General features: G+C 53.8%; 19 protein-coding genes and 1 riboswitch. Of the genes, 10 read left to right on the forward strand and 9 right to left on the reverse strand.

Translation table 11 applies throughout. The annotated features are described in order from the left end of the window. The 3 genes from NST04_RS04710 to NST04_RS04720 form a co-directional block, all read right to left on the reverse strand. A complete protein-coding gene (locus NST04_RS04710) occupies positions 1–729 on the reverse strand; it encodes a lantibiotic immunity ABC transporter MutE/EpiE family permease subunit (RefSeq protein WP_341183360.1) in 729 nt (242 codons plus the stop codon). Further along, positions 722–1438 (reverse strand): lantibiotic protection ABC transporter ATP-binding protein, encoded by a 717-nt coding sequence (locus NST04_RS04715; RefSeq protein WP_341183361.1) that lies wholly within the window; start codon positions 1436–1438, stop codon positions 722–724. Before NST04_RS04715 ends, NST04_RS04710 begins: the two co-directional genes overlap by 8 nt. Before the next feature lie 132 nt (positions 1439–1570). Beyond that, positions 1571–1828, reverse strand: a complete 258-nt coding sequence (locus NST04_RS04720; RefSeq protein WP_036722871.1) for a GlsB/YeaQ/YmgE family stress response membrane protein — start codon at positions 1826–1828, stop codon at positions 1571–1573. A gap of 299 nt (positions 1829–2127) precedes the next feature. Between NST04_RS04720 and NST04_RS04725 the strand changes: the two genes are divergently transcribed. From NST04_RS04725 to NST04_RS04735, 3 genes are all read left to right on the forward strand, one after another. Continuing rightward, positions 2128–2826 (forward strand): response regulator transcription factor, encoded by a 699-nt coding sequence (locus NST04_RS04725; RefSeq protein WP_341183362.1) that lies wholly within the window; start codon positions 2128–2130, stop codon positions 2824–2826. A gap of 23 nt (positions 2827–2849) precedes the next feature. Further along, positions 2850–4223 (forward strand): sensor histidine kinase, encoded by a 1374-nt coding sequence (locus tag NST04_RS04730; protein WP_341183363.1) that lies wholly within the window; start codon positions 2850–2852, stop codon positions 4221–4223. Between the two features lie 111 nt (positions 4224–4334). After that, positions 4335–5078 (forward strand): hypothetical protein, encoded by a 744-nt coding sequence (locus NST04_RS04735; RefSeq protein WP_341183364.1) that lies wholly within the window; start codon positions 4335–4337, stop codon positions 5076–5078. Between the two features lie 123 nt (positions 5079–5201). Here the strand turns inward: NST04_RS04735 and NST04_RS04740 are convergent, their stop codons facing one another. Beyond that, positions 5202–6302 (reverse strand): GntR family transcriptional regulator, encoded by a 1101-nt coding sequence (locus NST04_RS04740; protein WP_341185178.1) that lies wholly within the window; start codon positions 6300–6302, stop codon positions 5202–5204. A 281-nt stretch (positions 6303–6583) separates the two neighbouring features. Between NST04_RS04740 and NST04_RS04745 the strand changes: the two genes are divergently transcribed. The 3 genes from NST04_RS04745 to araA are packed head-to-tail and all read left to right on the forward strand — an operon-like array spanning position 6584 to position 10375. Further along, positions 6584–8197 carry a xylulokinase gene (locus tag NST04_RS04745; protein ID WP_341183365.1) on the forward strand — a complete coding sequence of 538 codons (1614 nt, stop codon included), beginning with the start codon at positions 6584–6586 and terminating at the stop codon, positions 8195–8197. A gap of 3 nt (positions 8198–8200) precedes the next feature. Further along, the gene (locus tag NST04_RS04750; protein WP_340750843.1) at positions 8201–8896 is read left to right on the forward strand and encodes an L-ribulose-5-phosphate 4-epimerase; all 696 of its coding nucleotides are present in this window, start codon (positions 8201–8203) and stop codon (positions 8894–8896) included. Between the two features lie 54 nt (positions 8897–8950). Continuing rightward, the gene (gene araA / locus NST04_RS04755; RefSeq protein WP_341149929.1) at positions 8951–10375 is read left to right on the forward strand and encodes an L-arabinose isomerase; all 1425 of its coding nucleotides are present in this window, start codon (positions 8951–8953) and stop codon (positions 10373–10375) included. Between the two features lie 136 nt (positions 10376–10511). Here araA and NST04_RS04760 read toward each other — a convergent pair whose 3' ends face one another. The 5 genes from NST04_RS04760 to NST04_RS04780 form a co-directional block, all read right to left on the reverse strand. Then, positions 10512–12137 (reverse strand): response regulator, encoded by a 1626-nt coding sequence (locus NST04_RS04760; RefSeq protein WP_341183366.1) that lies wholly within the window; start codon positions 12135–12137, stop codon positions 10512–10514. Positions 12138–12143: 6 nt separating this feature from the next. Further along, positions 12144–13880: a sensor histidine kinase gene (locus tag NST04_RS04765; protein WP_341183367.1), complete on the reverse strand. Its 1737-nt coding sequence runs from the start codon at positions 13878–13880 to the stop codon at positions 12144–12146. 187 nt (positions 13881–14067) lie between these two features. Next, positions 14068–15663, reverse strand: a complete 1596-nt coding sequence (locus tag NST04_RS04770; RefSeq protein ID WP_341183368.1) for an ABC transporter substrate-binding protein — start codon at positions 15661–15663, stop codon at positions 14068–14070. Between the two features lie 69 nt (positions 15664–15732). After that, positions 15733–16647, reverse strand: a complete 915-nt coding sequence (locus NST04_RS04775) for a carbohydrate ABC transporter permease (RefSeq protein ID WP_341015813.1) — start codon at positions 16645–16647, stop codon at positions 15733–15735. Positions 16648–16662: 15 nt separating this feature from the next. Beyond that, complete coding sequence (locus NST04_RS04780; protein WP_341183369.1) at positions 16663–17616, reverse strand: ABC transporter permease; 954 nt, start codon at positions 17614–17616, stop codon at positions 16663–16665. A 243-nt stretch (positions 17617–17859) separates the two neighbouring features. Between NST04_RS04780 and NST04_RS04785 the strand changes: the two genes are divergently transcribed. The 4 genes from NST04_RS04785 to NST04_RS04800 all read left to right on the forward strand — a co-directional run bounded on the left by NST04_RS04785 (position 17860) and on the right by NST04_RS04800 (position 22124). Beyond that, a complete protein-coding gene (locus tag NST04_RS04785; RefSeq protein WP_341183370.1) occupies positions 17860–18792 on the forward strand; it encodes a DUF5643 domain-containing protein in 933 nt (310 codons plus the stop codon). A gap of 128 nt (positions 18793–18920) precedes the next feature. After that, a riboswitch (glycine riboswitch) is annotated at positions 18921–19000 on the forward strand. Between the two features lie 141 nt (positions 19001–19141). Beyond that, positions 19142–20518, forward strand: a complete 1377-nt coding sequence (locus NST04_RS04790; protein WP_341183371.1) for an amino acid permease — start codon at positions 19142–19144, stop codon at positions 20516–20518. Positions 20519–20551: 33 nt separating this feature from the next. Beyond that, positions 20552–21499 carry a helix-turn-helix transcriptional regulator gene (locus NST04_RS04795; protein WP_341183372.1) on the forward strand — a complete coding sequence of 316 codons (948 nt, stop codon included), beginning with the start codon at positions 20552–20554 and terminating at the stop codon, positions 21497–21499. A 76-nt stretch (positions 21500–21575) separates the two neighbouring features. Beyond that, positions 21576–22124: a DinB family protein gene (locus NST04_RS04800; protein ID WP_341183373.1), complete on the forward strand. Its 549-nt coding sequence runs from the start codon at positions 21576–21578 to the stop codon at positions 22122–22124. The last annotated feature ends 95 nt before the right edge of the window (positions 22125–22219 follow it).

Genomic DNA, 22219 nt, shown 5'->3' on the forward strand with positions numbered 1-22219 from the left:
CTACTTCGCCTCCTGTCTACGGAACCATACGGTGGTGAGCAGGAACAGGATGGCGAACCATCCGAGAGAGACCAGCGTACCCGGAAGAATCATATCCGTGCTGCGCAGGGGGCTGTCCGCAGGAACCGGCAGGCCGTTCGGCAGGATGGACAGCACCGGACACATGAGCCTGAAGGTAATCGTATAGGGGATGTAATCCCATAAGCCGCCCTTGTCGAATTGAACTACACCTAGAATAGTACCGGCAAGGTTCAGCAGGACCGCTGCGAATAATCCGAGACGGGCCGCCAGGAACAGGCACAGCGGGATCTGCCACAGGAAGGTTAGGAAGATCAATATGCTGCCCGCCAGACTGCCCAGCAGTGTAATCGTCTGTCCGAACAGTAGCCCCCCGGCTGTAACCCCGGTCAGGAACACGAGGAGCGCAGCCATTAGCCAATACGCACAGGCGATGATTTTCCCGGCCCAGAGCGTTCCCGGTGTAAAGGGCAAGGCCAGTATTCCGCGGTATTTCAGCTTCGCGTCCTTCTGCAGCGCCAGCGAACAGACCAGGCTCAGCGCTCCGGGCAACAGTATCGTGTACCACCAGTTATAAGACCCGCTCTGAAAAAAGCCGCCGCCCATCAGAACAGCGCACAAGAACAGAGTGAATACAGGAGCGATCCAGGCCAGCTTGGGAATGAAGGTACGCCGCCATTTCAGGTGTTCCGCTCTAATGATATTAAGCATGGGCGGCACCCTCCCTCCGGTGGGCTGCTGCGACCTGCATGAACAGCGCCTCCAGATCCTGATCCGGGGAGACCGCTCCCTGATAGCCCAGCACGCCGCCTGCGATAATGCCGATATGGTCGGCTGTCTGCTCCACCTCGGAGAGCAGGTGGCTCGACAGGATGACGGTGATTCCCTGCTCCGGGAAGGAGCGGATCAGCTCCCGCAGCTCCTGAATCCCGATCGGGTCCAGCCCGTTGGTCGGCTCGTCCAGAATCAGCAGTTCCGGCTGGTTCAAGAGTGCAATGGCGATGCCGAGCCGCTGCTTCATGCCCATGGAGAATTGTCCGGCCCGCTTCTTCCCGGTTGCGGTCAGATCGACAACAGCAAGCACCTCTTCGATACGCGACAGCGGCAGTCCGAGGGCCAGCGTGCGTACCTTGAGATTCTCCCGGGCGGTCAGATTATCGTACAGCGGCGGTGCTTCAATCAATACGCCGATCCGGCTTAAGTCCTTCCGGGTCCATTCCCGGCCCTGGAAGCAGATTCTCCCGGAATCGGGGCGCAGCATCCCGGTAATCATTTTGAGCAGGGTGGATTTGCCTGCACCGTTCGGACCGAGCAGCCCGTAGACGGAATTGCGCGCGACTGTTAACGATACGTTATTGACGGCTGTCTGGCGCTTGAAGCTTTTACATAGATTCTGTATTTCCAGAATATTATCCTGCATAGTATATCATCCTTTCTCTACCTCTACTCTAAGGGCAGATTCTAAGGATTCTGTAAGGATGACATGGCAGAGCCCCCTGCCTGGTGAACAGGAGGGGCTCTGTGTTGACTTTGCAGCGGCCGGCAGGAAGGATTAACGGCGCCGGAAGGCGCCGCCGCGGGCCAGGGCAAAGAAGATCAATAGTGCAACGATGGAGCCGATAATGGCCGGAACAATGTGGAAGCCACCTACTACAGGGCCCCTTGGACCAAGCAGCTCGGAGCCCAGCCAGGAGCCGATGAACCCGGCGATTACATTGCCGAGTACGCCTCCCGGAACATCTCGCCCGATTAGATTGCCGCTTAGCCAGCCGATGAGTCCCCCTACGATGATTACCCAGAGCAGATACATTGATTTGTCCCCTTTCTAGTTGGTTTATTCAAGGTATGTTGAAATACGGATAAGGTGAACCATCTGTCGAAGGTTTATTTAAATATAAGAATGTATATGTTTCACGCTATACATTATCCTTCTATTTCTCGCTGAAACGGTACCGTCCTTCAAAAGGACAGCAAAGCCGTTTCCACTTGTTGCCAAGCTCTAACAGGGCTGAAAACCGAACACAATGGGTCGTCGCGGGGGTTCGGACGGTGACAGGGAGATTAACGTGCTCTCGCGGTGTTAATATTAGGTATAGGAGGAGGGATCGGATGAACAAAATTCTCGTAATTGATGATGAAGCGGCCCTGCGGGACCTGATCGAGCTTGTGCTCCGCAGAGAGAATTATGAGGTGCGGACAGCGGAGAACGGAAGTGCGGGGCTTACGGCCCTGGATGCTTTTCAGCCGGATCTGGTGGTGCTGGATCTGATGCTGCCCGATTGCTCCGGCTATGACCTGTGCAAGGAGATCACCAAACGGCAGGCGGTTCCCGTCATTATGCTGTCGGCCAAGAATGAGATTATAGATAAGGTGCTGGGACTTGAGCTGGGGGCTGAGGATTACATGACCAAGCCGTTCGATAACCGGGAGCTGCTGGCGCGGATCAAGGTGGTGCTCCGGAGAGCCCAGAACAGCGGCCTGCCCGCAGATGCTGAAGATACCCGGATCTCTCATGAGGAGCTGACCTTCGATCTGGAGACCCGGGTGGTGCAGAAGGGCGGCGTTCCGGTGGCTCTGACAGCCAAGGAATTCCGGATTCTGGAGACGCTGCTAAAGCGCCCTGACAAAATCTATACCCGGGATGAGCTGCTGGAGATCGTCTGGGGCTATGACTTCATGGGCGACAGCCGCAGCGTGGATATGACGATTATGCGCTTAAGAAAGAAGCTGGAGGATGATGCCGAGAATCCGAAATATATCAGGACTGTCTACGGCTTCGGTTATCAGCTGGGAGGTGGCTCCGCCTGAAATACGCGACCCGGCTGGTGCTAATGTATTTGCTGTTCTCGGTGCTGTCCTTTGCCGTGATCATTATTTCGGTGAATAAGGCGATTGACTATTTCAGCTTCGTAACGATAGAGAAGCAAATGATGGAGAAGGCGGATCTCGGCGAGATGTCCTTCAGGGAGGTGCTCTCCAGGCTCGAACAAGAGGTGGATGCCGGGCAGATGGAGGCGGTGGCGAGAAGTGCGCTGGAGACGTTAAAAGCCTCCGTCAAGGAGGTGCGGATCTACGACAGCAGCCAGAAGCTGCTGGGACTCGCCGTTGACGGAATTGTGATTAATAACAAGACCCCCGTCATTTTCCCAGGGAATATCCAGAACGCCCTTAAGGGCAATTATGCGTATACGGTCTCCGAGGATCACCTGCTGTACTTCGCGGTTCCGATTCAAGACAAATATTATCAGAACAGCTATGTGTACGAGTTCGTGGAGGATGTCTCTTATTTCTATACGATGATGGACCAGATCCGCTATATCCTGTTCGCCGGTGCAGGAGGATTCATTATTCTGATTACACTCTCCAGTCTATTCATTGCCCGGAATACAACGAAGCCGATCAAATATCTGCTTGGCGCGACAGAGAGCTTCTCCAAGCAGCAGTTCCGGGAGGTGCGCCTGAACAGGAAGGATGAGCTGGGCATGCTGGCTGCAGGCCTGAACCGGATGGGCATTCAGCTCAGCGACTATATCCAGTATCAGAAGCAGTTTGTCTCGAACGTATCCCATGAGCTGAAGACGCCGCTCGCTGCGATCAAGGGGTTCTCACAATATTTGTACGAAGGCGAGGATGAGGATGAGGAGCTGCAGCGGATCTACTTCCATCTGGTGAATGAATCGGACCGCCTGACCCGGCTGGTCAATGAGCTGCTTATGCTGTCGCGCTTCGATAAGGCAGGACAGGATGGAATCGATGCCGAGAAGACAGATCTGGCACAGCTGGCCGCAAGGGTAGCCGCCGGATTGAGGGTCAAGGCGGACAGTAAGGGGATAGAGCTTACGATCCGCCAGGGACCGCCGGTCTTCGTCAATGTCAATCAGGTGCTGATGTCCCATGCCATCGCTAATGTGCTGGACAACGCCGTGAAGTATTCCAATTCCCGCACCCGGATAAGCATTGAAGTGTTAACCAGAGAGCAGGAAGCCATCGTGCAGATCAGCGATCAGGGCATCGGAATCAGCCCGGATGAACTTACCCGTGTACAGGAGCGGTTCTACCGGGCAAGCAATGCCGGCGGGGCCGGCGGAACGGGGCTGGGGCTGTCCATCTGTAAGGAGATCGCCGAGAAGTTCGGCGGGCACCTCAGCATAGAGAGCCAGCTCGGAACCGGAACTACCGTCTCTATCCATCTGCCGCTTAGTTAACGTTACAAGACTGATACAACTCTGTTATTACACTAATAAATGGTTTTCGTATACTAACCTCATACCAAACAAACAACGCGCCAAACGCGTACATTCATGGAGGGATTACTTATGGGAACATTTAAAAAACCGGCAGCGCTGCTGCTGCCCGCAGTATTGTTAATGACACTTCTGGCCGGATGCCAGTCCGATTCGGCCGCTCCGGCGGCTACCCCTTCGGCAGAACCTACAGCTGAAGCGGTGTCCACAGCGGCACCGGAATCTTCGGCTACCCCTGCTGCTGAGCCTGCGGCGACTGAAGCTGCTACGGCCGAGCCAACCCCAGCGGCTTCAGCGGGCAGCTCCGAGGCGATCAAGGAGGGAACCATTGAGAAGGAAGGAAATGTGATTCTGAAGGAGCTGGCTTTTGTCCATAAGGATCACACCATCGCCCTCTCCGACATTGTGGATGATGCTAAGCTGGAGAGTATGCTGGGCAAGGCAACGGCGAAGAAATCGCACACGTATTCCTTGGATGACGGTAAGAATATGGATACCCTGATCGGCAGAACAGAGAACACGTATACCTTCCCGGGCCTTGAGATTAAGACGATTGATTCGGGTGACGGCAAGCAGTTCTACATCTTCAGCATTAAGATTACCGATCCGAAGTACACTACGGTCCGTAATATCAAGGTCGGAGACAGCCTGGACACACTCAAAAAAGCCTATCCCGAAGGCAAGCTGACCGGAGACGGGGCACCTGAGGAAGAGGATGACTACCGGTTCGCCCCAAGCAACTATGTGGATTATATTCTGTTCCATGTCAAGGGCGCTAAGATTGAAAGCATAAGCATCTCTACTCTGCTGGACTAAGCCTGTCCCCCGGTTCTGCCAGATTAAATAAGAACAGCCCTGCCGCTTCACGGCCTGTAACGGTCATGAAGCGGTCAGGGCTGTTTGTCTGTGTAGCTTAAGCTTATTTCTGGGCGGACTATCCTATTCCGCTGGAGCTGGTTCCAGCACCCGCACCGTCTCCCCCTCTATCAGCTCAGGCAGATAGTAGGTGCTGCTCTTCAGGTCCTTTTTACCCTGAAGCTTCTTAATGACCCATTCGGCCGCATCCCGGCCCATCTGCTCCTGCGGGTGGGTTAAGGTCGTCAGCTTGATCCCCGCGTTCTTGGCAATATAGGAATTGTCCTGCCCGATAATCGACAGCTCGCCCGGAATTGAGATCCCAAGCTCGCGGCACACCTTGACCACTTCCAGCCCCACTTCATCGTTATAACAGACGATAGCGGTCAACACCTCTCTGTTATCTGTAAGGAATTGCTCCAGATTGGCCGACAGCGCCTGCTTCGATTCCGTATCGAAGGAGAGCACCTGCTCCGGGTGGAAGCGCAGCTTGGCTTCGCCGAGCGCCTTGATATAGCCCTTCATACGGTATTTGCCCTGGAGATCGTCCATTTTGGCAATAATCCCGATCTGGGTATGCCCCTTCGAGATCAGCTCCCGGGTCGCCAGATAGCTGGACTGTACATCATCCAGACAGAAGAACGGCACCTCCAGCTCCTCATAATAAGCGTTAATCATGATGAACGGGACATCCTGCTCCTTGAACGACAGGTAGTAGGCGATATTCGGGTTGTACAGGTTGCTTTTCGTAGGCTCAATAATCAGCCCGTCTACCCCGAAGGACAGCATCATCTCCAGCGCCTTCTTCTCCTGGGCCACATCATTATTGGTGCTGGCGAGCAGCAGGGAATAGTTGTCCTCGTTGAGCCTGCCTTCAATCCCCCGGATAATGGAGGGGAAAATATAATCGGAGAGGTATGTGGTTATTACGCCGATGGTCCGTTTGCCCGCGCCATTCCCGGATTTGGACCGGAACTGGTGGCTGACATAGGTGCCTGAGCCCTTTTCGCTCCGCAGGAACCCCTCGTTGGACAGCTCCAGAATGGCCTTCCGCACGGTCTGGCGGCTGACGCCGTACATCTCCTGCAGCGCCGACTCCGTAGGAATTTGTTCGCCTACACTGTAGGTGCCGGACAGGATATTGCTTTTGAGTTCATCGAATATGATCTGGTACTTGGTTCGCACACGGGTCACTTCTTTCATAGTTGTTCTTATTTGAAATGGATAAATTATTGTAGTTGTACGTACATATTATAGCTTGAATATAAGCTTAATATCCTCCGATGTCTACTATATCTAATGATTTGCGTAAAATAGGGGTGTTTTTCCGGTAAATTTGTAGGTATATCTTATATCTATTGTTGACAAATGTACGAACAAAAAATATACTAAACCTGTTCATAAAGGAAGCGCATTCTTTAGATTCGTAAGTAACACAGTTTGGTTCAGAGAGGAGTAACGTGGGCATGGATCAGAACATCAAGCAAGCGATACTTAAGGGAGAGACATCACTGGGTATCGAATTTGGGTCCACACGTATCAAGGCCGTCCTGATTGATCAGCAGTTCGAGACGGTTGCATCCGGAAGCTACGAGTGGGAGAACCTGCTGGAAGGCGGATATTGGACGTATCCTTTGACGGATATTATTAAGGGCCTGCAAGCCGCTTACCGCGAGATGAAGCAGGAGGTTGCACAGAAATACGGGATTACGGTTACTACTGTCGGTTCGATCGGATTCTCAGCAATGATGCATGGATATATGGCCTTTGACAGCACGGGCGAGCTGCTGGTTCCGTTCCGGACCTGGCGCAATGCTACAACCGGTGCGGCGGCCAAGGAATTAACAGAGCTGTTCCAGTTCAATATTCCGGAGCGCTGGACCATTGCCCACCTGTATCAGGCGATTCTGAACGGGGAAGAGCATGTTCCGCAGGCAACGTTCGTAACGACGCTGGGCGGATACATCCATTGGCTGCTGACCGGCAGCAAGGCGATTGGGATTGGCGATGCCTCCGGGGTCTTCCCTATAGATGAAGCTTCGCAGAATTACCATCCGGCCATGGTCAGCCAGTTTGATGAGCTGATTGCCGCTAAGAATTACCCTTGGAAGCTGAGTGATCTTCTGCCCAAGGTCTACGCTGCAGGCGAGCAGGCGGGTGTGTTAACAGAAGCCGGTGCTAGACTGCTGGATGAGTCGGGGGACCTGCTGGCAGGCATTCCGCTCTGTCCGCCGGAAGGCGATGCCGGAACAGGAATGGTCGCTACGAATAGTGTCCGCAAACGGACTGGTAATATCTCTGTAGGCACCTCCGTATTCGCTATGATCGTGCTGGAGAAGGATCTTACGGCGGTATATCCTGAGATTGACATGGTGACCACCCCGGATGGCAGTCCGGTGGGAATGGTACATGCCAACAATTGCTCCAGCGATATCAACGCCTGGGTCGGCTTGTTCCGGGAATTCTCGGAGGCGATGGGCTTCAAGGCTGATCCGGCGCAGCTGTTCAGCGTTCTGTTCAATAAAGCACTGGAGGCAGACGCCGATGGCGGCGGCTTGCTGAGCTACGGCTATTTCTCGGGTGAGAATATTACCGGGCTGGACAAGGGACGGCCGCTGTTCGTCCGTTCGCCGGAGAGCCGGTTCACGCTGGGCAACTTTATGCGGACGCATTTGTTCTCCGCTTTTGGCGCACTGAAGATCGGGATGGATATTCTGACCTTGAAGGAGCAGGTGTCCATCGACAGCATTCTGGCGCATGGCGGCTTGTTCAAGACGCCTGTTGTCGGACAGAGAATTGTAGCCGCTGCGATGAATGTGCCGGTCTCTGTGATGGCAACAGCCGGAGAAGGCGGCGCATGGGGCATGGCGATTCTGGCTTCTTATATGAAGAATAGAGGGCAGCAGGAGTGTCTGGATGATTTCCTCGACCAGAAGGTTTTCAAGGATATCGAAGGCGAGACTATTCATCCGGTTGCGGCAGATGTGAAGGGCTTTGAATTGTTCATGGAACGCTACACGGCGGGTCTGGCGATTGAGCAGGCCGCTGTAGATCATCTCGTAGAGAACGGGGGGAATTAACACATGCTGGAGCAACTGAAGGAAGAGGTATGCGAGGCTAATCTGGAGCTGCCTAAGCACGGGCTGGTCAAATACACCTGGGGCAATGTGAGCGCGGTGGACCGGGCGAGCAGCCTGTTCGTCATCAAGCCGAGCGGAGTCAGCTACGATAAAATGAAGCCGAGCGATATGGTCGTTGTGGATTTTGACGGCAATGTGGTGGAAGGAGAGATGCGGCCTTCTTCGGATACAGCTACCCATGCTGTACTCTACAAGCATTATGCCGAGATCGGCGGCATCGTGCATACGCATTCCACGTGGGCGACCATCTGGGCGCAGGCCGGACTGGACGTTCCGGTTATGGGGACGACACATGCAGACACCTTCTATGGTTCTGTACCGTGTACACGGTTCCTGACCCAGGAAGAGATTGACCGCGGGTATGAAGCAGAGACCGGGCATGTGATCATTGAGACTTTTGAACAGCGGGGGCTGGATGTTATGGCGATTCCCGGCGTTCTGCTGAAGGGCCATGCGCCGTTCACTTGGGGCAAGGATGCCCATGCTGCCGTGATGAACAGTGTGGTGCTGGAGGAAGTGTCCAAGATGAACCACTTCGCCCGCCAGCTGAACACCTTCGCCGAGGAGCTGCCGCAGCGGATTCTGGACAAGCATTATCTGCGCAAGCACGGCAAGGACGCGTATTACGGACAGAAGTAACTGATTTATACCAAACTAATTTTCACCAAACTAATAGAGAAGAGGATGAATGATATGTCAACAGTAAGCGACAAGCAATTCTGGTTCGTCGTAGGATCGCAGCACCTGTACGGAGATGAAGCACTGGGTGAAGTGAAGGCTCATGCCCAGGAAATGACCGATGCGCTCAACAATAGCGGGGTGCTTCCTTATCCGCTGGTATTGCAGGATCTGGCCGTTAGCGCAGACAAAATCACTTCCATCATGAAAGAAGTGAACTACCGTGACGAGGTTGCCGGTGTAATCACCTGGATGCACACCTTCTCCCCGGCCAAAATGTGGATTCGCGGCACGAAGCTGCTGCAGAAGCCGCTGCTGCACCTGGCTACCCAGTATAATGAGAGCATTCCTTGGGCGACCATTGACATGGACTTCATGAACCTGAACCAGGCTGCCCATGGCGACCGTGAGTATGGCTTCATCAATGCCCGTCTGAAGAAACAGAACAAAGTCGTTGTAGGATACTGGGAACGCCCGGAAGTCCAGAAGCAGATTGCTGAGTGGATGGACGTTGCCGTAGCTTATAACGAAGGCTTCAACATCAAGGTTGCCCGCTTCGGCGACAATATGCGCAATGTTGGCGTGACCGAAGGCGACAAGGTAGAAGCCCAGATCCAGTTCGGCTGGACCGTAGACTACTTCGGCATCGGCGATCTGGTGGCTTATGTGAATGAGGTGAAGCAGGAAGAGATCGATGCCCTGTTCGCAGAATATACCAAGCTGTATGCCGTTGATTACGGCACGTACAGCAAGGAAGATTGGGAAGCCAGCGTGAAGGTGCAGGCCAGCTATGAGATTGCTCTTAAGCGCTTCTTGGATGCAGGCGGCTACAATGCCTTTACCTCTAACTTCGAGGACCTGCACGGCATGAAGCAGCTTCCGGGTCTGGCGGTTCAGCGCCTGATGGCCCAAGGCTACGGCTTCGCTGGAGAAGGGGACTGGAAGACTGCGGCTCTGGACCGCCTGATGAAGGTGATGAGCCACAACCTGAACACCGGATTCATGGAAGATTACACTTATGAAATGGCAGCCGGACAGGAAGCGATTCTCCAGTCCCACATGCTGGAGGTTGATCCGAGCCTGGCCAGCAACCAGCCGAAGATCATCGTGTCCCCGCTGGGCATCGGCGACCGTGAAGATCCGGCCCGTCTCGTCTTCGACGGCAAGGCAGGCGAAGGCGTCGTAGTGTCGATGGCTGACTTTGGCACACACTACAAGCTGCTGATTAACGAAGTTACCGCCTTCGAGCCAACCGTTCCAGCTCCGAATCTGCCGGTAGCCCGTGTACTGTGGCAGGTGAAGCCTAACTTCCAGGACGGCGTTAGAGCCTGGATCGAGAACGGCGGCGGCCACCATACCGTTGTATCGCTGAACCTCACTACTGATCAGATCGTTACCTACGCCAAGCTGGTAGGACTGGAATACGTAATTATTAAGTAATAAGAGTTACTTGTTAAAGTTAACAGCGAGTGCATGTTAAAAAGAGCGAGAGGGCGTATAGCCTTTCTCGCTCTTTTTGTTTGGCGGGTATGGTGGGCGCGGCCGGCGGTATGCAAAAGACATCTGCCTGCCCCGCTTACTTCTTATTCCGCGCACGATATTGCTGCGGCGTGGTGCCGACGATCCGCTTGAACAGGTTGGAGAAGCTGCCGAGGCTGGTGTATCCGACCTGCTCGGCGATGTCGGTAATCTTCAGCTCCGTCTCCTCCAGCAGTTGCTTGGCCTTCTGCAGCCGCTCCTGTATGATCACATCCGAGATCGACAGCCCGGTCTCCTTCTTGAACAGCCGGGACAAATAGGCCGGGTTCAGATAGACATAGGCCGCGAGTTCGTCGCGGGTGATCTCTTCGCTCAGACGCGAGCGGATATACTGCCGGATCTTGGTGACCGTGGCCGAGGATACGTTATTGCTGGTCTGTAATAAGCGCATTACGGCTCCCAGGCATTCCAGCGCCCAATGCTGGAGCGAAGCGGACTGCTTCGGATAATTCTCCTTATCCATCAAGGGCTTCAGCTCGGCTGAGGCGTGTGCGGATAAGCCTTTTTTGGCGAGAACGGTGTGTACAATGAACAGAATGCCGTGAATAAGCTGACGGTGCAGCTCACTTGTCCAGCGGCCAGGCTCAATGCCCGAGAACCACAGCGTCACGCGGCGCTCCAGCTCCTCCAGCTCGCCAAGCTCCAGAAGGGTCGCCCACTCTCCGAAGATATGCATAGGCGCTGCCTGAGGCACAGGCGCAAGCGGCTGATCTCGGCCATACGCCTGATCCTCCGGTCCGAACACCTGACGCGAACGGTTCAGGTTGCGTTGTTCCCGCTCCGTGACATCCGTGTATGCACTCATGATACCGGACAGAGGGACACCCGCACTGATGTAGATCGACAGGGAGCAATGCAGCAGCCGCCCGCAGGTATCCAGGAAATTGCGGCCATTCTGCTCCAGCTTATGCCTGGCGGTGTTCATATCGCCACGCACGTAGATGACCGCCAGATTATGGCCGACCTGATCCTGCAGCACAGTGCCTTCCAGCCCGCTTAGCAGCAGCTCATCGGCCATGTTGCGCAGTGCATACTCCATAATCGTCTCATCCCGTGCGCTAAGGTTCTCCTTCCACTGCTCCAGCCCCAGGAGGGCGAGGAAGTAGCGGTCTCCGGGCTGCAGATCCAGATTGTAGGTGTTCGCCGGAAGGGTGAGCGATTCCAGTACGGGCGCCGCCCGCTGGCTGAGAATATCCTGCCAGAACCGTTCCACCAGCAGGGGGAGCTGATGCTCCCACTGTCTCCGGTACTCCTGGATCAGGGTCTCGAACTGCTGTTGCTCCTTTTGCTTGCTGATCTCGAATAGCGCCTCACGGCAGATCTTCATCAATTCCTCATAGTCTACCGGCTTGAGCAGATAATGGAAGGCACCGTGATGAATCGCGCGCTGGGCGTACTCGAAATCGGCATGACAGGTCAGCATAATCGTCAGCGTGCCGGGAGCGGATTGCTTCACCCAGGACAGCAGCTCCAGGCCGTTTCTGCCCGGCATTTCGATATCGCAGATCAGCAGATCTACGGGCTGCTGCTCAAGAATGGCAATCGCCTGATCCACGTTCTCCGCCAGACAGACATCTGATACGCTAAGCGCGCTCCAATCCACCCCCTGCTGGAGGCCGAGCAAGGCGAAGTATTGGTCGTCAACGATTAGAACTCTGTACATTGAACGTCACAGCTCCTTTTGAACGGGTAGTCTGATTTCCACAACCGCGCCTCCGTCTGGGGCATTGCGGAAGGTAAGCCGTGCCCGGTTGTTATAGAACATCAGCATGCGTCTGTATACGTTCCATATTCCCAGATGGCGGTCTGTCGGCTTGCGCTCATACACGCCTTGATTGAGCATGTCGAGCTGAGCCGCGGAGAAGCCCGGCCCGGAATCGCGGATCTGAATGGCAATGCAGGTGTTGCCGTTCTCCCCGGCTTCTTCACGGACAGTTATGCCAACATTGAAGGGCTTCGAATTGTTGATGAATCCATGCTTGATCGCATTCTCGACGAAGGGCTGGATCAGCAGCGGCGGTATCAGTGTAGATTCAAGCTCCTGCGGAAGCTGCACCTCATAAGACAGCTTGTTCGGATACATGACCATCTGAATCTCGATATAATTCTGAATATGACCCAGCTCGCCGCGCAGCGGAATCCAGGCGTCATTGGTATTCATAATGAAGCGGAAGTGGGAGACCAGATGTCCGATCATTTTTTTGATCAGCGCATATTGCTTCAGCTCTACCAGATGAAAGACGATATTCAGGGAATTCATGAAAAAATGGGGATTGATCTGCGCCTGAAGATGCTTCAGCTCGGCCTGCTGCACCTTCATCTGCTCCTCATACACATCAATCTTGAGATTGCCGATCTGCTCGGCCATCTGGTTGAATTGCATTGTAATGATCTGGAACTCCCTGCTGTTGCCGTCCTTCAGCCGGTATTCCAGCTGTCCCTTACCAAGGATACGCATCCCGCTGGTCAATTGCTGGATAGGCTTGAACACCAGTCTGCTGAGCAGAGCCAGCAGGATAACCATCACGAGGATAATGGCGAAGGGAATGACCTTGATGATCCGCTGGAAGATCGGCAGCTCGTCCAGAATCGATTTCTCGTCAAGCAGGAAGAAGACATTCAGATTGGAATACTGTGAAGGCTTGTCAATCAGCAGATAAGAATTGCCGTTGCTCAGCCGGATCGCTGCGTCCACCGGACGGTCAGGGCGTCCCAGCTGGGTGCGGATGAGCGCAAGATCTTCACTGGAGAACTGGCCCCAGAGCAATTTACCGTCATTGTCGATCATGCCCACCTGCCCGCTGCCTCCGGTAGACTCCAGCTGGGTCAGCGGCTGGGCCAGAGAATCAATACTGACCAGTACCCCCATGAGAAGCCGTCCGCTCTTGTCCGGCAGCACCTTGAATAACACCGGCTCGTCGCCGAGGGTCACAGTCTCCCACTTCAGGGAACCCTGGAGATTAGGAGACTTCAGGCGCGAGGACAGCCCGGAGGCAATGACCTCCTTCTCCTGGTAATACTCTCTCTGGCTGCTGAGGAATAACTCGTCCCGGTCCTGATGGTAGACGAAGACACTGCGGATAATAGTGTAGTAGCTGACATCGCTGTACCACTGGTCCATCAGCTTGCGGATGGACAGATAATAATTGACGCTGTCGGGCCCGCTGTCCGAATAGAGCTCCAGCAGCATATTTTCATTGGCGGTACGCAGCAGATAATGGCTGGTCTGCTCCAGCAGCTCATCGAGTGTACCTAAGTGCAGGGTCAACGTGTCCGAAGCAGACTTCGCAACCTTCTCCCGGACAATGTTGGTGGAATAGAGATTGGTGTAGGAGAGGAAGAGGAACAGCGGTGTGACCAGCAGCAAGACAAGAGCACTCACTTTGAATCGCAATGATAGTTTCACAGTCTTCCCCCTTATCCTTAGGTACATTTACACGCTGAGCGGCAGGAAAGGGAAGGACGGCAGCCGTCCTTCCCCTTAGCTTAAAATATAAGGAATTGTATGTTCCACACGACAACTTATCCTTATATTTCTCGCTGAAACGGGTGCCGTCCTTAAAAGGACGGCATCGTCGTTTCCACTTGTTTGTTTAGGATTGTTTTGCCTTCCAGGCATCGTATTGCTTCTGAACCTCGGCGCGGATCTCTTCAATGCCGTTAGCCTTCAGTTTATTATTGTATTCCGTCAGCACCTTGTCTACTCCCAGACTGCCCGTTTCCAGCAGCGGGCGGAATTCCTTGATAATATTGCTGACTACGGAGACCTGTGTTTTGACAGCATCGGTATTGAAGTTAAAGCCGAAGGATTTCACCTTATGGGCGCTCTCGTTATAGGCCTTGAACTTCTCCCATTTATCGGCACTTTCGCCTTCCCACAGGTAGGTTATGGTCTGATTACCGAACATCCATTCAATGCCCGGCGCCCAGCCTGTATCGGCACGGGTAGCAATGCCGTCAGGCAGCTTGATGAAGTTGTCCTTGCCTTCTACCTTGACATACTGCCGTCCCTCTACGCCGAAGTCAATCAGATTGACCAGAACCGGGTCGGTATGCAGCAGGTTCAGCAGCATCATCGTCCGCTCGGGATCAATTGAGGTGCGTCCGATGGCCATCATGGAGTTGCTGACGCTGGCTGTGCTGATCTCAGGTTCATTCCCCTTCAGCTTCACCAGCTCAATGCCGGTGGCGATGGAATCTTCCTTGTCGGAGTCCGGTTTGTCAGAACCGAATTTCATCCAAGTCTTGCCGGCCTTGAAAGCGTCTTCAGTACTGGTCTTGGTCGTTGCCGCATCTTTATTGATGTAGCCTTTGGCGAACCAGTCGCCGTAGAGCTTCATCCGGTAGATCGCGGTGTCAGACTCCATCGAGCTGATCACCATCTTATCGGTCTTGGTATCCAGGACGATTCCGGCAGGAGCGCCTGCCACCAGCTCATAGCGGAAGTTCTCCTTCATGCTCTCTCTGGTCTTGTCGAAGTAGCCCAGGGTATCCGAGCCGCTGCCGGAGAGCCAGATTGGCGCGATGGCCGGTTCCTTCTCCTTGATCGTCTGCAGCCATGGCTCCAGATCCTCCAGCGTCTCAATCGAGTTCACATCGAAGCCGTATTTATCCACCAGATCCTTGCGGAACATAATGGTATGACTCTCGCCGATTTCCTTATTGGTCGGAATGGCGTAGATTTTACCGTCTACCTTGCCGCCGTCAAAGAAGCGGGGGTCCAGCGTCTCCTTGATGCCTTGTCCATATTTATCGAGCAGCTCATCCAACGGGAGGAATGCGCCTTTGGCTACGTTATTGGCGAAATCCGCCCAGTTCGGAGCGAAGGTCAAATCGACCTGTTCACCGGATTGATAGGCCAATGCCATCTTCTCAGCCCAGGAGGACCAAGGGAGTCCCTGGAAGTCAATCTCGGCGTTGATTTTTTCTTTGAGATACTTGTTGATCTCGTCTACAACCGCTTTGGTATCATTTTGCGGGAAATTCCCGACCGTGTACACTTTCAGCTTGCGGAACGTTGAGGTGTCAGGATTCGTGCTGCCTTCCGTACCTGCTGTTGTAGCTGCTGCTGTCGATTCTGCCTTGGACGGGGCGGATGCACCTGAATTGCCCCCGCCGCATCCGGTAATGCCCAGTATCACGGCGGTTAGGGCAGCAAGCACCGCGCCCGAGCTTCTGGTTGTTCTCATTTGTATGAACCTCCTCAATGATAATTAGATCATATATTCTAACCGGCATTTACGCCAGAGCTAGACCCATTAACCTTTGATCGCCCCAATCGTGAGGCCTTTGGTAAAGTACTTCTGGAAGAACGGATAGATGAACAGAATGGGACCAATCGACAGCACAACCATGGCCATGCGCAGACTTTCGGTTGGAACGGATTCCTGTACCATCAGGGCGACACCGGTGCCGGCAAGCTGGGTTTTGAAGAATTCGGCCTGGCGGATCATCTGGATCATGACGTACTGCAGCGAGAACTTATTGGTGTCATTAATGAACAGCATGGAGTTGAACCAGTCATTCCAGTACATCAGCGTAGTGAACAGTCCGATGGTCGCCAGTACAGGCAGGGAGATCGGCAGCACGAGCTGGAAGAAGATCCGCCATTCCGAAGCTCCGTCGAGCTTGCCGGATTCAATCATCTCCTCCGGGATGGTCTGCTGGAAGAAGGTACGGGTGATGAAGATATAGAAGGCATTGGACAAGCCGGGCAGGATCAGAGCGACCAGCGAGTCCTTCAGATCGAGATAATTCACGTACAGCAGATAGAAGGGAACCAGTCCGCCCGAGAACAGCATCGTGATCAGCAGATAGAAGTTGAATGTCTTTTTAAAAGGGAAATCCTTCCGGTAGAGCGGATACGCATACAGTGCAATCAGCAGCACGGCCAGAACAGTTCCGATAAGGGTAACGGTCAAGCTGACACCATACGCCTTAACCAGTGTCTCCGAATGCTTGAACAAATATTGGTACGCGGACGCATCGATATGATCGGGCCAGAACTTGTAACCCTGGAGCGTCAAGGCCTTCTCGTTGGTTAAGGAGATAGCGACAATGAGCACGATCGGCAGGATACACGCCAGGCTGAAGGCGATGAAGAACACATTCAGAATAATCTGGGCGGTGGTAGAGCCTTTGGTATAAGGGTTGCTTCGGGATGCAGTAGTCATTAGAATCCTCCGTTTCTAGAAAAGAGCCGTATCGCGGTTCAGCTTACGGGCCAGTGCATTCGCGCCGATGACCAGGAAGAAGCCGACGACCGATTGATAGAAGTTCGCCGCAGAGGACATCCCCAGGTCATTGAGCTGGATCAGGCCCCGGTAGACATAGGTGTCGATGACGTCCGTAGTCGAGCGCAGCGCACCGGAGTCCAGGGTCACATGGTAGAACAGCCCGAAGTCAGAGCGGAAGATACCGCCCATATTAAGAATCGTGAGAATGACCATGATCGGCGTAAGCAGCGGCAGGGTAATCTTGGTGATCTGCTGCCATTTGCTGGCCCCGTCCATCACCGCAGCCTCGTACAGCTCTTCGCTGATGCCGGTGATCGCTGCAAGATAGATGACGCTGCCGATCCCGATGGAGTGCCACATTTTGGTGATCCACAGAATGTAAGGCCATGCGTTAGGATGCATATAAGCGTTCACCGAGGAGTAGCCGAACATCGGCAGAATATGCTTGACCAGGAAGCCATACTCCGGGTGCAGGAAGGCATAGACGATGAAGCTGACCACGACCATGGACAGGAAGTTCGGCATAATCATCACGGTCTGGAAGAACTTCGAAGCCAGCTTGTTACGCACCTCATTGATCGCAATCGCCAGCGAGACGGAGAGAATTAGGCCTGAGATAATGAAGACCACATTGTACCCCACGGTGTTGATCGTCACGCGCAGGGCGTCAGAGGTGGCGAAGAGGAACCGGAAGTTATCCAGCCCGGCCCAGGGACTGCCCATAATGCCATCAATGTAGTTGATGTTCTTGAAGGCAATGAATAATCCGAACATCGGAATATAGCAGTTGATGAAAAAGATAATCGACGTGGGCAGCAGCATCAGCAGCAGCACCCGGTATCGCACGATATTGTGCAGCAGACGGCCGAAACGGCCCTGGGGCGGTGTCGCTGGCTTGGTGTTCATAGCTTGTGGTGCGGGATTTGCCATAAGTTCTAACCTCACTCTACTTGTTCTGGATGAATTTATTATAGTAGAGCAGCCCTTCGGAATTCTTTCTTGGAAATGACTCTGTTTATTCAAAAATGACTTTGTACGGAGCGCGTGAATTCAGCGCTCTTGTCACAAACCGGCAGGAGGGGAACGTTATACCTGTATATTCTTAATCAGTAAAGGAGAAAAGCTATGTACACGATCAGCTTAAATACCATGAAGAAAGCAATTATAGCAACAGCAGTAACCGCTGTACTCGGAGGAACAGTTGTCGGCGGGGGATTCACTGTAGCCGTAGCGGCGGCAGCCGATGTCAACAAGGATACTAAGGCTGGCAGCGTATTCGCGATCAGCGATAACGCCACTCTGAAGGCGATTGTTCAGAAAAAGCTTGCTGCCGCCCCGAATCAGGCCGTGACCCAGGAGGGGGTAACCCTGACACTAACCGATCTGATCTATGACAGTAATGAGCTTGTCGCAGGCATCCGGCAGGAGGGAGGGACGGTAGACAAGTATGGTTCCTTCATGGACCCATCCAGAACTGTGGATGTATTGGTCAATGGGAAAAAGCTGCTGTACGATACGTCCATCTCCACAAATTCCGAAGATACGGACACGGCGTTGATCCGGCTAACTAAAGGAGCTATGAAGCAGCAAATCCCGGATAAGTTCGACCTTACGCTGAAGGCATACGCCAACGGGGTGAAGGAGCCATTTATATTTAAAGTTCAAGTGAACAAGCTGGGGACCCTGTTAACCGTGAAGCCGGGCGTTTCCAAAAAGAACAGCACATTCAGCTACACAGTGACATCCTTCCAGATGACCCCGTTGACAATGTCTCTGCAGGTGAGCTTCAAGGGGGAAGTTCCGGCAGCGGCCAAGTCCAAGGGGAACCCGGAAAGAATGTTATATGACCTTGTGGATGAGAAGGGAAATGTGAGCTCGCCGTGGGGCAAGCCGTTTGAGAAGGTTAAGACAAGCGGTACCGAGGAGCAGAACTACGGTGCTTTTCCGGCCGTCCCGAAGACCATTAGTGTTAAGCCGTTTACGTATGCCAAGGATGCCAGCGGGAAAATGTTCAAGGACAAACAGGGCCAATGGGCTAAAACCTATTATAAAGATCTGGAAACCAAAATTACGGTTAAATAACAAGCGATGTAACTAATGTTATTGACAGAAGTCTGGGCTATGAATAGAATTGACAAATATTTAGATGAAGTCCGCTTCAAATAATTAAATATTCGCAAGCTATGAAGGCTATGGATCACACTATAGCTGGAGCAGCTTCTGGAGAGACTGCGGGAGACCGCAGCGCCGAAGGGTTCACAATCTCAGGCAAAAGGACAGAAGAGTACCGGATTTCTATTTCCCTGGCTGATTTCCTTCAGCGTAGGCAGATAGCTTATTTGGAACCTCTTATGAACCGGGAGATTGGATGATATCCAGTCTCCTTTTTTGCGTTATTTGCAGCGTTGAATTCATTAAGGGGGAAACAGGAATGGCACAGACAGAATTAAAAAGAGAGCTCGCGAACCGGCATGTCCAGCTTATCGCTATCGGCGGTACGATTGGAACAGGGTTATTTCTCGGCTCAGGCAAGGCGATCCAGCAGGCCGGGCCTTCCATCATGCTCACGTATCTGATCGTGGGAATCGCCGTGTTTTTTGTGATGCGGGCGCTGGGGGAACTGCTGCTCTCGAAGGCGGGGTATCAATCTTTTACAGACATTGCTGAGGATTACCTGGGGCCGCGCGCGGCATTCATTACGGGCTGGACCTACTGGTTCTGCTGGATTATGACGGCGATGGCCGATGTGATTGCGGTGGGCGTCTATGTGCAGTACTGGTTCGATATTCCGCAGTGGGTACCGGCCGTGATCTGCCTGATCATTCTGCTCGGACTCAATCTGCTCACGGTCAAAAGCTTCGGCGAACTCGAATTCTGGTTTGCTCTGATCAAGGTGGTTACAATTCTGGCTCTGATCGGCCTGGGGATTGTCCTGCTGGTGACCGGGTTCAAGACGGATGCAGGCTCGGTGTCAGTCCGCAATCTCTGGGAGCATGGGGGCGTGTTCCCGAACGGGGTGAAGGGCTTCTTATTTTCCTTCCAGATGGTGGTATTCGCTTATGTCGGCGTGGAATTGGTGGGGGTATCGGCAGCGGAGACTGCGAATCCTGAGAAAAACATCCCGTCCGCAATCAACAAAATTCCGCTGCGGATTCTGTTCTTCTATGTAGGCGCGCTCTTCGTGCTTCTGTGCATTAATCCCTGGACCCAGCTTAGCGCGGCGGAAAGCCCGTTCGTGCGTACCTTCAGTTTGGTCGGGATTCCGATTGCTGCGGGAATTATCAATTTCGTGGTCTTAACCTCGGCGGCCTCCGCCTGCAACAGCGGGATGTTCTCGACCAGCCGGATTCTCTACAATCTGAGCAGACGGAATCAGGCCTCGCCGCAGCTTGGCAAGCTGAACCGGAATCATGTGCCTGCGAATTCCCTGTTTATCTCCACCCTGGTGATCTCTGCCGGAGCACTGCTCAGCAAGCTCATTCCGGGTCAGGCCTTCGGCATCGTGACTACGATCAGCGCTATTTGCTTCATCTGGGTCTGGGGCGTTGTGCTAGTCTGCCATATCAAGTATAAAAGGAACCGCCCGGATTTACATGCCGTTTCCAAATTCAAAGCGCCGTTCACCCCGGTGATTAACTATGCTGTTCTGACGCTGTTTGCCGCCATTCTTGTGATCATGCTCTTTGCCGATGAGACGCGTCCGGCGCTGCTGTTCACTCCGCTCTGGTTCATCCTGCTGTTCGTTCTGTACTCCATCAGAAGCCGTAAGGAGAAAAGTGAACAGGAAATCAGTATAATCAATACATAAACTGATTTCAGGATGAAGAGGTGCAGCCGCCGCATGAACAAGACAGACCGCATGTTAGCCATCGTACTGGAGCTGCAGCGCAAAGGAGTCGTACGGGCAGAGGATCTGGCGTCTGTCTTCGAGACCAGTGTAAGAACCATCTACCGCGATATCCAGGCGCTTAGTGAAGCCGGAGTGCCGGTGGTAGGAGCTACAGGTCAGGGATATTCACTGGTAGAGGGGTATTTCCTGCCCCCGGTCAGCTTCACAGCGGAGGAGGCTGTGACTCTGCTGATCGGGACGGATTTCGTGGAGCAACGGTTCGATACGGAGTATGGTAACCGGGCTTCCGCAGCAGGCAGGAAGATTGAAGCGATTCTGCCGGGTGATACCAAGGAGAATGCCGCCCGGCTCCGCCAGAGCATCCTGCTGCTGAGTACCAGTAAAGATAAGCTGCAAGGACAGGACAAGGAGTACATGGAGCAGATCCGCCGCGCGATTCTGGAGCAGCGGAAGATCAGCTTCGGGTATACGAAGGGCAGACAGGAAGCTGACGGAAGTCACCGGAGTGTCCGAACCGCCTCGCCGTATGGACTTGTCCTGAACAGAGGTGCCTGGACCCTGGTCGCCTGGTGCTGGCTGCGGCAGGAAATCCGTCATTTCCGGTTATCCAGAATGAGCGGGCTTACCGTTCTGGACGACCGGTTCGAAGTGCCTGCTGATTTCGATCTGCACGCGTACCAGCCGGAGGATGACCGCCATGTACGCGTGTGCATTTTGGTGCATCCCGAGATCGCTGACAAGGCTGCTGAATCGAATAACTTTTATCTGGAGGCCGTGGAGGACCGGGCAGACGGCAGGCTTATGACCTTCCGCGTGCGTCAGCCCGGGGACCTGCTGCAATGGGTGCTTGGCTGGGGAGCGGGGGCGGTTGTCCTGGAGCCGGAAGCCTTGCGGAAGCTTGTGCGGGAGGAAGCGGCAAAAATGCTGGAACGCTACTGACATAACGTTGTCAGTAGCGTTTGTGTATATTCAGGTCAGACCTTAAGAATAAAGGAGCTGCCTGAAACCTATGAATATGAATACGAAGACTACGGAAGCCTTACAGCAATTTGAAAAGACTGCGAATCACTATCTTATGGAATTAGATACCTTCAGTATGGAGCAGCTGCTGCGGCAGCCGGCTGACGGAGAGTGGTCCCTCGGGCAGATGGTTCAGCATTTGATACAATCGGCGCTGTACATGCAGCTCCGTAATATCGATCTGTGTCTGGCCGGGAACGGGGAAGCGGCGGGCAAGGAAGCAGAGATGACTCCGGATGGTAAAGCGGTTTTTGCCGGGGGCAGCTTCCCGCCTGTGCGCGTTCATGTTCCGCCGTCACCGCAGTATACGCCGGTGCAGCCGGAGAGCAAGGAGCAGCTGATCCAAGGCCTGAACACAGTGATGGAGCGTATGCGCGAGACCCTGCCGAAGCTTGCGCAGGCACCTGAGCACAGCACCGCCCCTCATCCCCGGTTCGGCCCCTTGTCTGCGGCAGAATGGTATCTGCTGATTGAGATGCACTACCGCCATCACTTGCTGCAGCTGAACCGGTTGAAGGATTTCTTAGGATCAAGTGTAGCGTAATAAAAGAACGCCAATAAGCCGAAGCCTGTCAGTAGTAACTGAGGGCTCCGGCTATTTTGCTACATTGATCACGTCGAGGGCTCACGGGCTAAATG

It is taken from the genome of Paenibacillus sp. FSL H7-0756, from assembly GCF_038006765.1.
GTDB lineage: Bacteria > Bacillota > Bacilli > Paenibacillales > Paenibacillaceae > Paenibacillus_AQ.

Coding starts and splice junctions, on each gene's coding strand:
- NST04_RS04790 (WP_341183371.1), top strand. CDS start 19,142: ATGGCACAGACAGAATTAAAAAGAGAGCTCGCGAACCGGCATGTCCAG.
- NST04_RS04770 (WP_341183368.1), bottom strand. CDS start 15,663: ATGAGAACAACCAGAAGCTCGGGCGCGGTGCTTGCTGCCCTAACCGCC.
- NST04_RS04720 (WP_036722871.1), bottom strand. CDS start 1,828: ATGTATCTGCTCTGGGTAATCATCGTAGGGGGACTCATCGGCTGGCTA.
- NST04_RS04710 (WP_341183360.1), bottom strand. CDS start 729: ATGCTTAATATCATTAGAGCGGAACACCTGAAATGGCGGCGTACCTTC.
- NST04_RS04725 (WP_341183362.1), top strand. CDS start 2,128: ATGAACAAAATTCTCGTAATTGATGATGAAGCGGCCCTGCGGGACCTG.
- NST04_RS04785 (WP_341183370.1), top strand. CDS start 17,860: ATGAAGAAAGCAATTATAGCAACAGCAGTAACCGCTGTACTCGGAGGA.
- NST04_RS04750 (WP_340750843.1), top strand. CDS start 8,201: ATGCTGGAGCAACTGAAGGAAGAGGTATGCGAGGCTAATCTGGAGCTG.
- NST04_RS04795 (WP_341183372.1), top strand. CDS start 20,552: ATGAACAAGACAGACCGCATGTTAGCCATCGTACTGGAGCTGCAGCGC.
- NST04_RS04730 (WP_341183363.1), top strand. CDS start 2,850: ATGTATTTGCTGTTCTCGGTGCTGTCCTTTGCCGTGATCATTATTTCG.
- NST04_RS04745 (WP_341183365.1), top strand. CDS start 6,584: ATGGATCAGAACATCAAGCAAGCGATACTTAAGGGAGAGACATCACTG.
- NST04_RS04780 (WP_341183369.1), bottom strand. CDS start 17,616: ATGAACACCAAGCCAGCGACACCGCCCCAGGGCCGTTTCGGCCGTCTG.
- NST04_RS04735 (WP_341183364.1), top strand. CDS start 4,335: ATGGGAACATTTAAAAAACCGGCAGCGCTGCTGCTGCCCGCAGTATTG.
- araA (WP_341149929.1), top strand. CDS start 8,951: ATGTCAACAGTAAGCGACAAGCAATTCTGGTTCGTCGTAGGATCGCAG.
- NST04_RS04760 (WP_341183366.1), bottom strand. CDS start 12,137: ATGTACAGAGTTCTAATCGTTGACGACCAATACTTCGCCTTGCTCGGC.
- NST04_RS04775 (WP_341015813.1), bottom strand. CDS start 16,647: ATGACTACTGCATCCCGAAGCAACCCTTATACCAAAGGCTCTACCACC.
- NST04_RS04800 (WP_341183373.1), top strand. CDS start 21,576: ATGAATACGAAGACTACGGAAGCCTTACAGCAATTTGAAAAGACTGCG.
- NST04_RS04715 (WP_341183361.1), bottom strand. CDS start 1,438: ATGCAGGATAATATTCTGGAAATACAGAATCTATGTAAAAGCTTCAAG.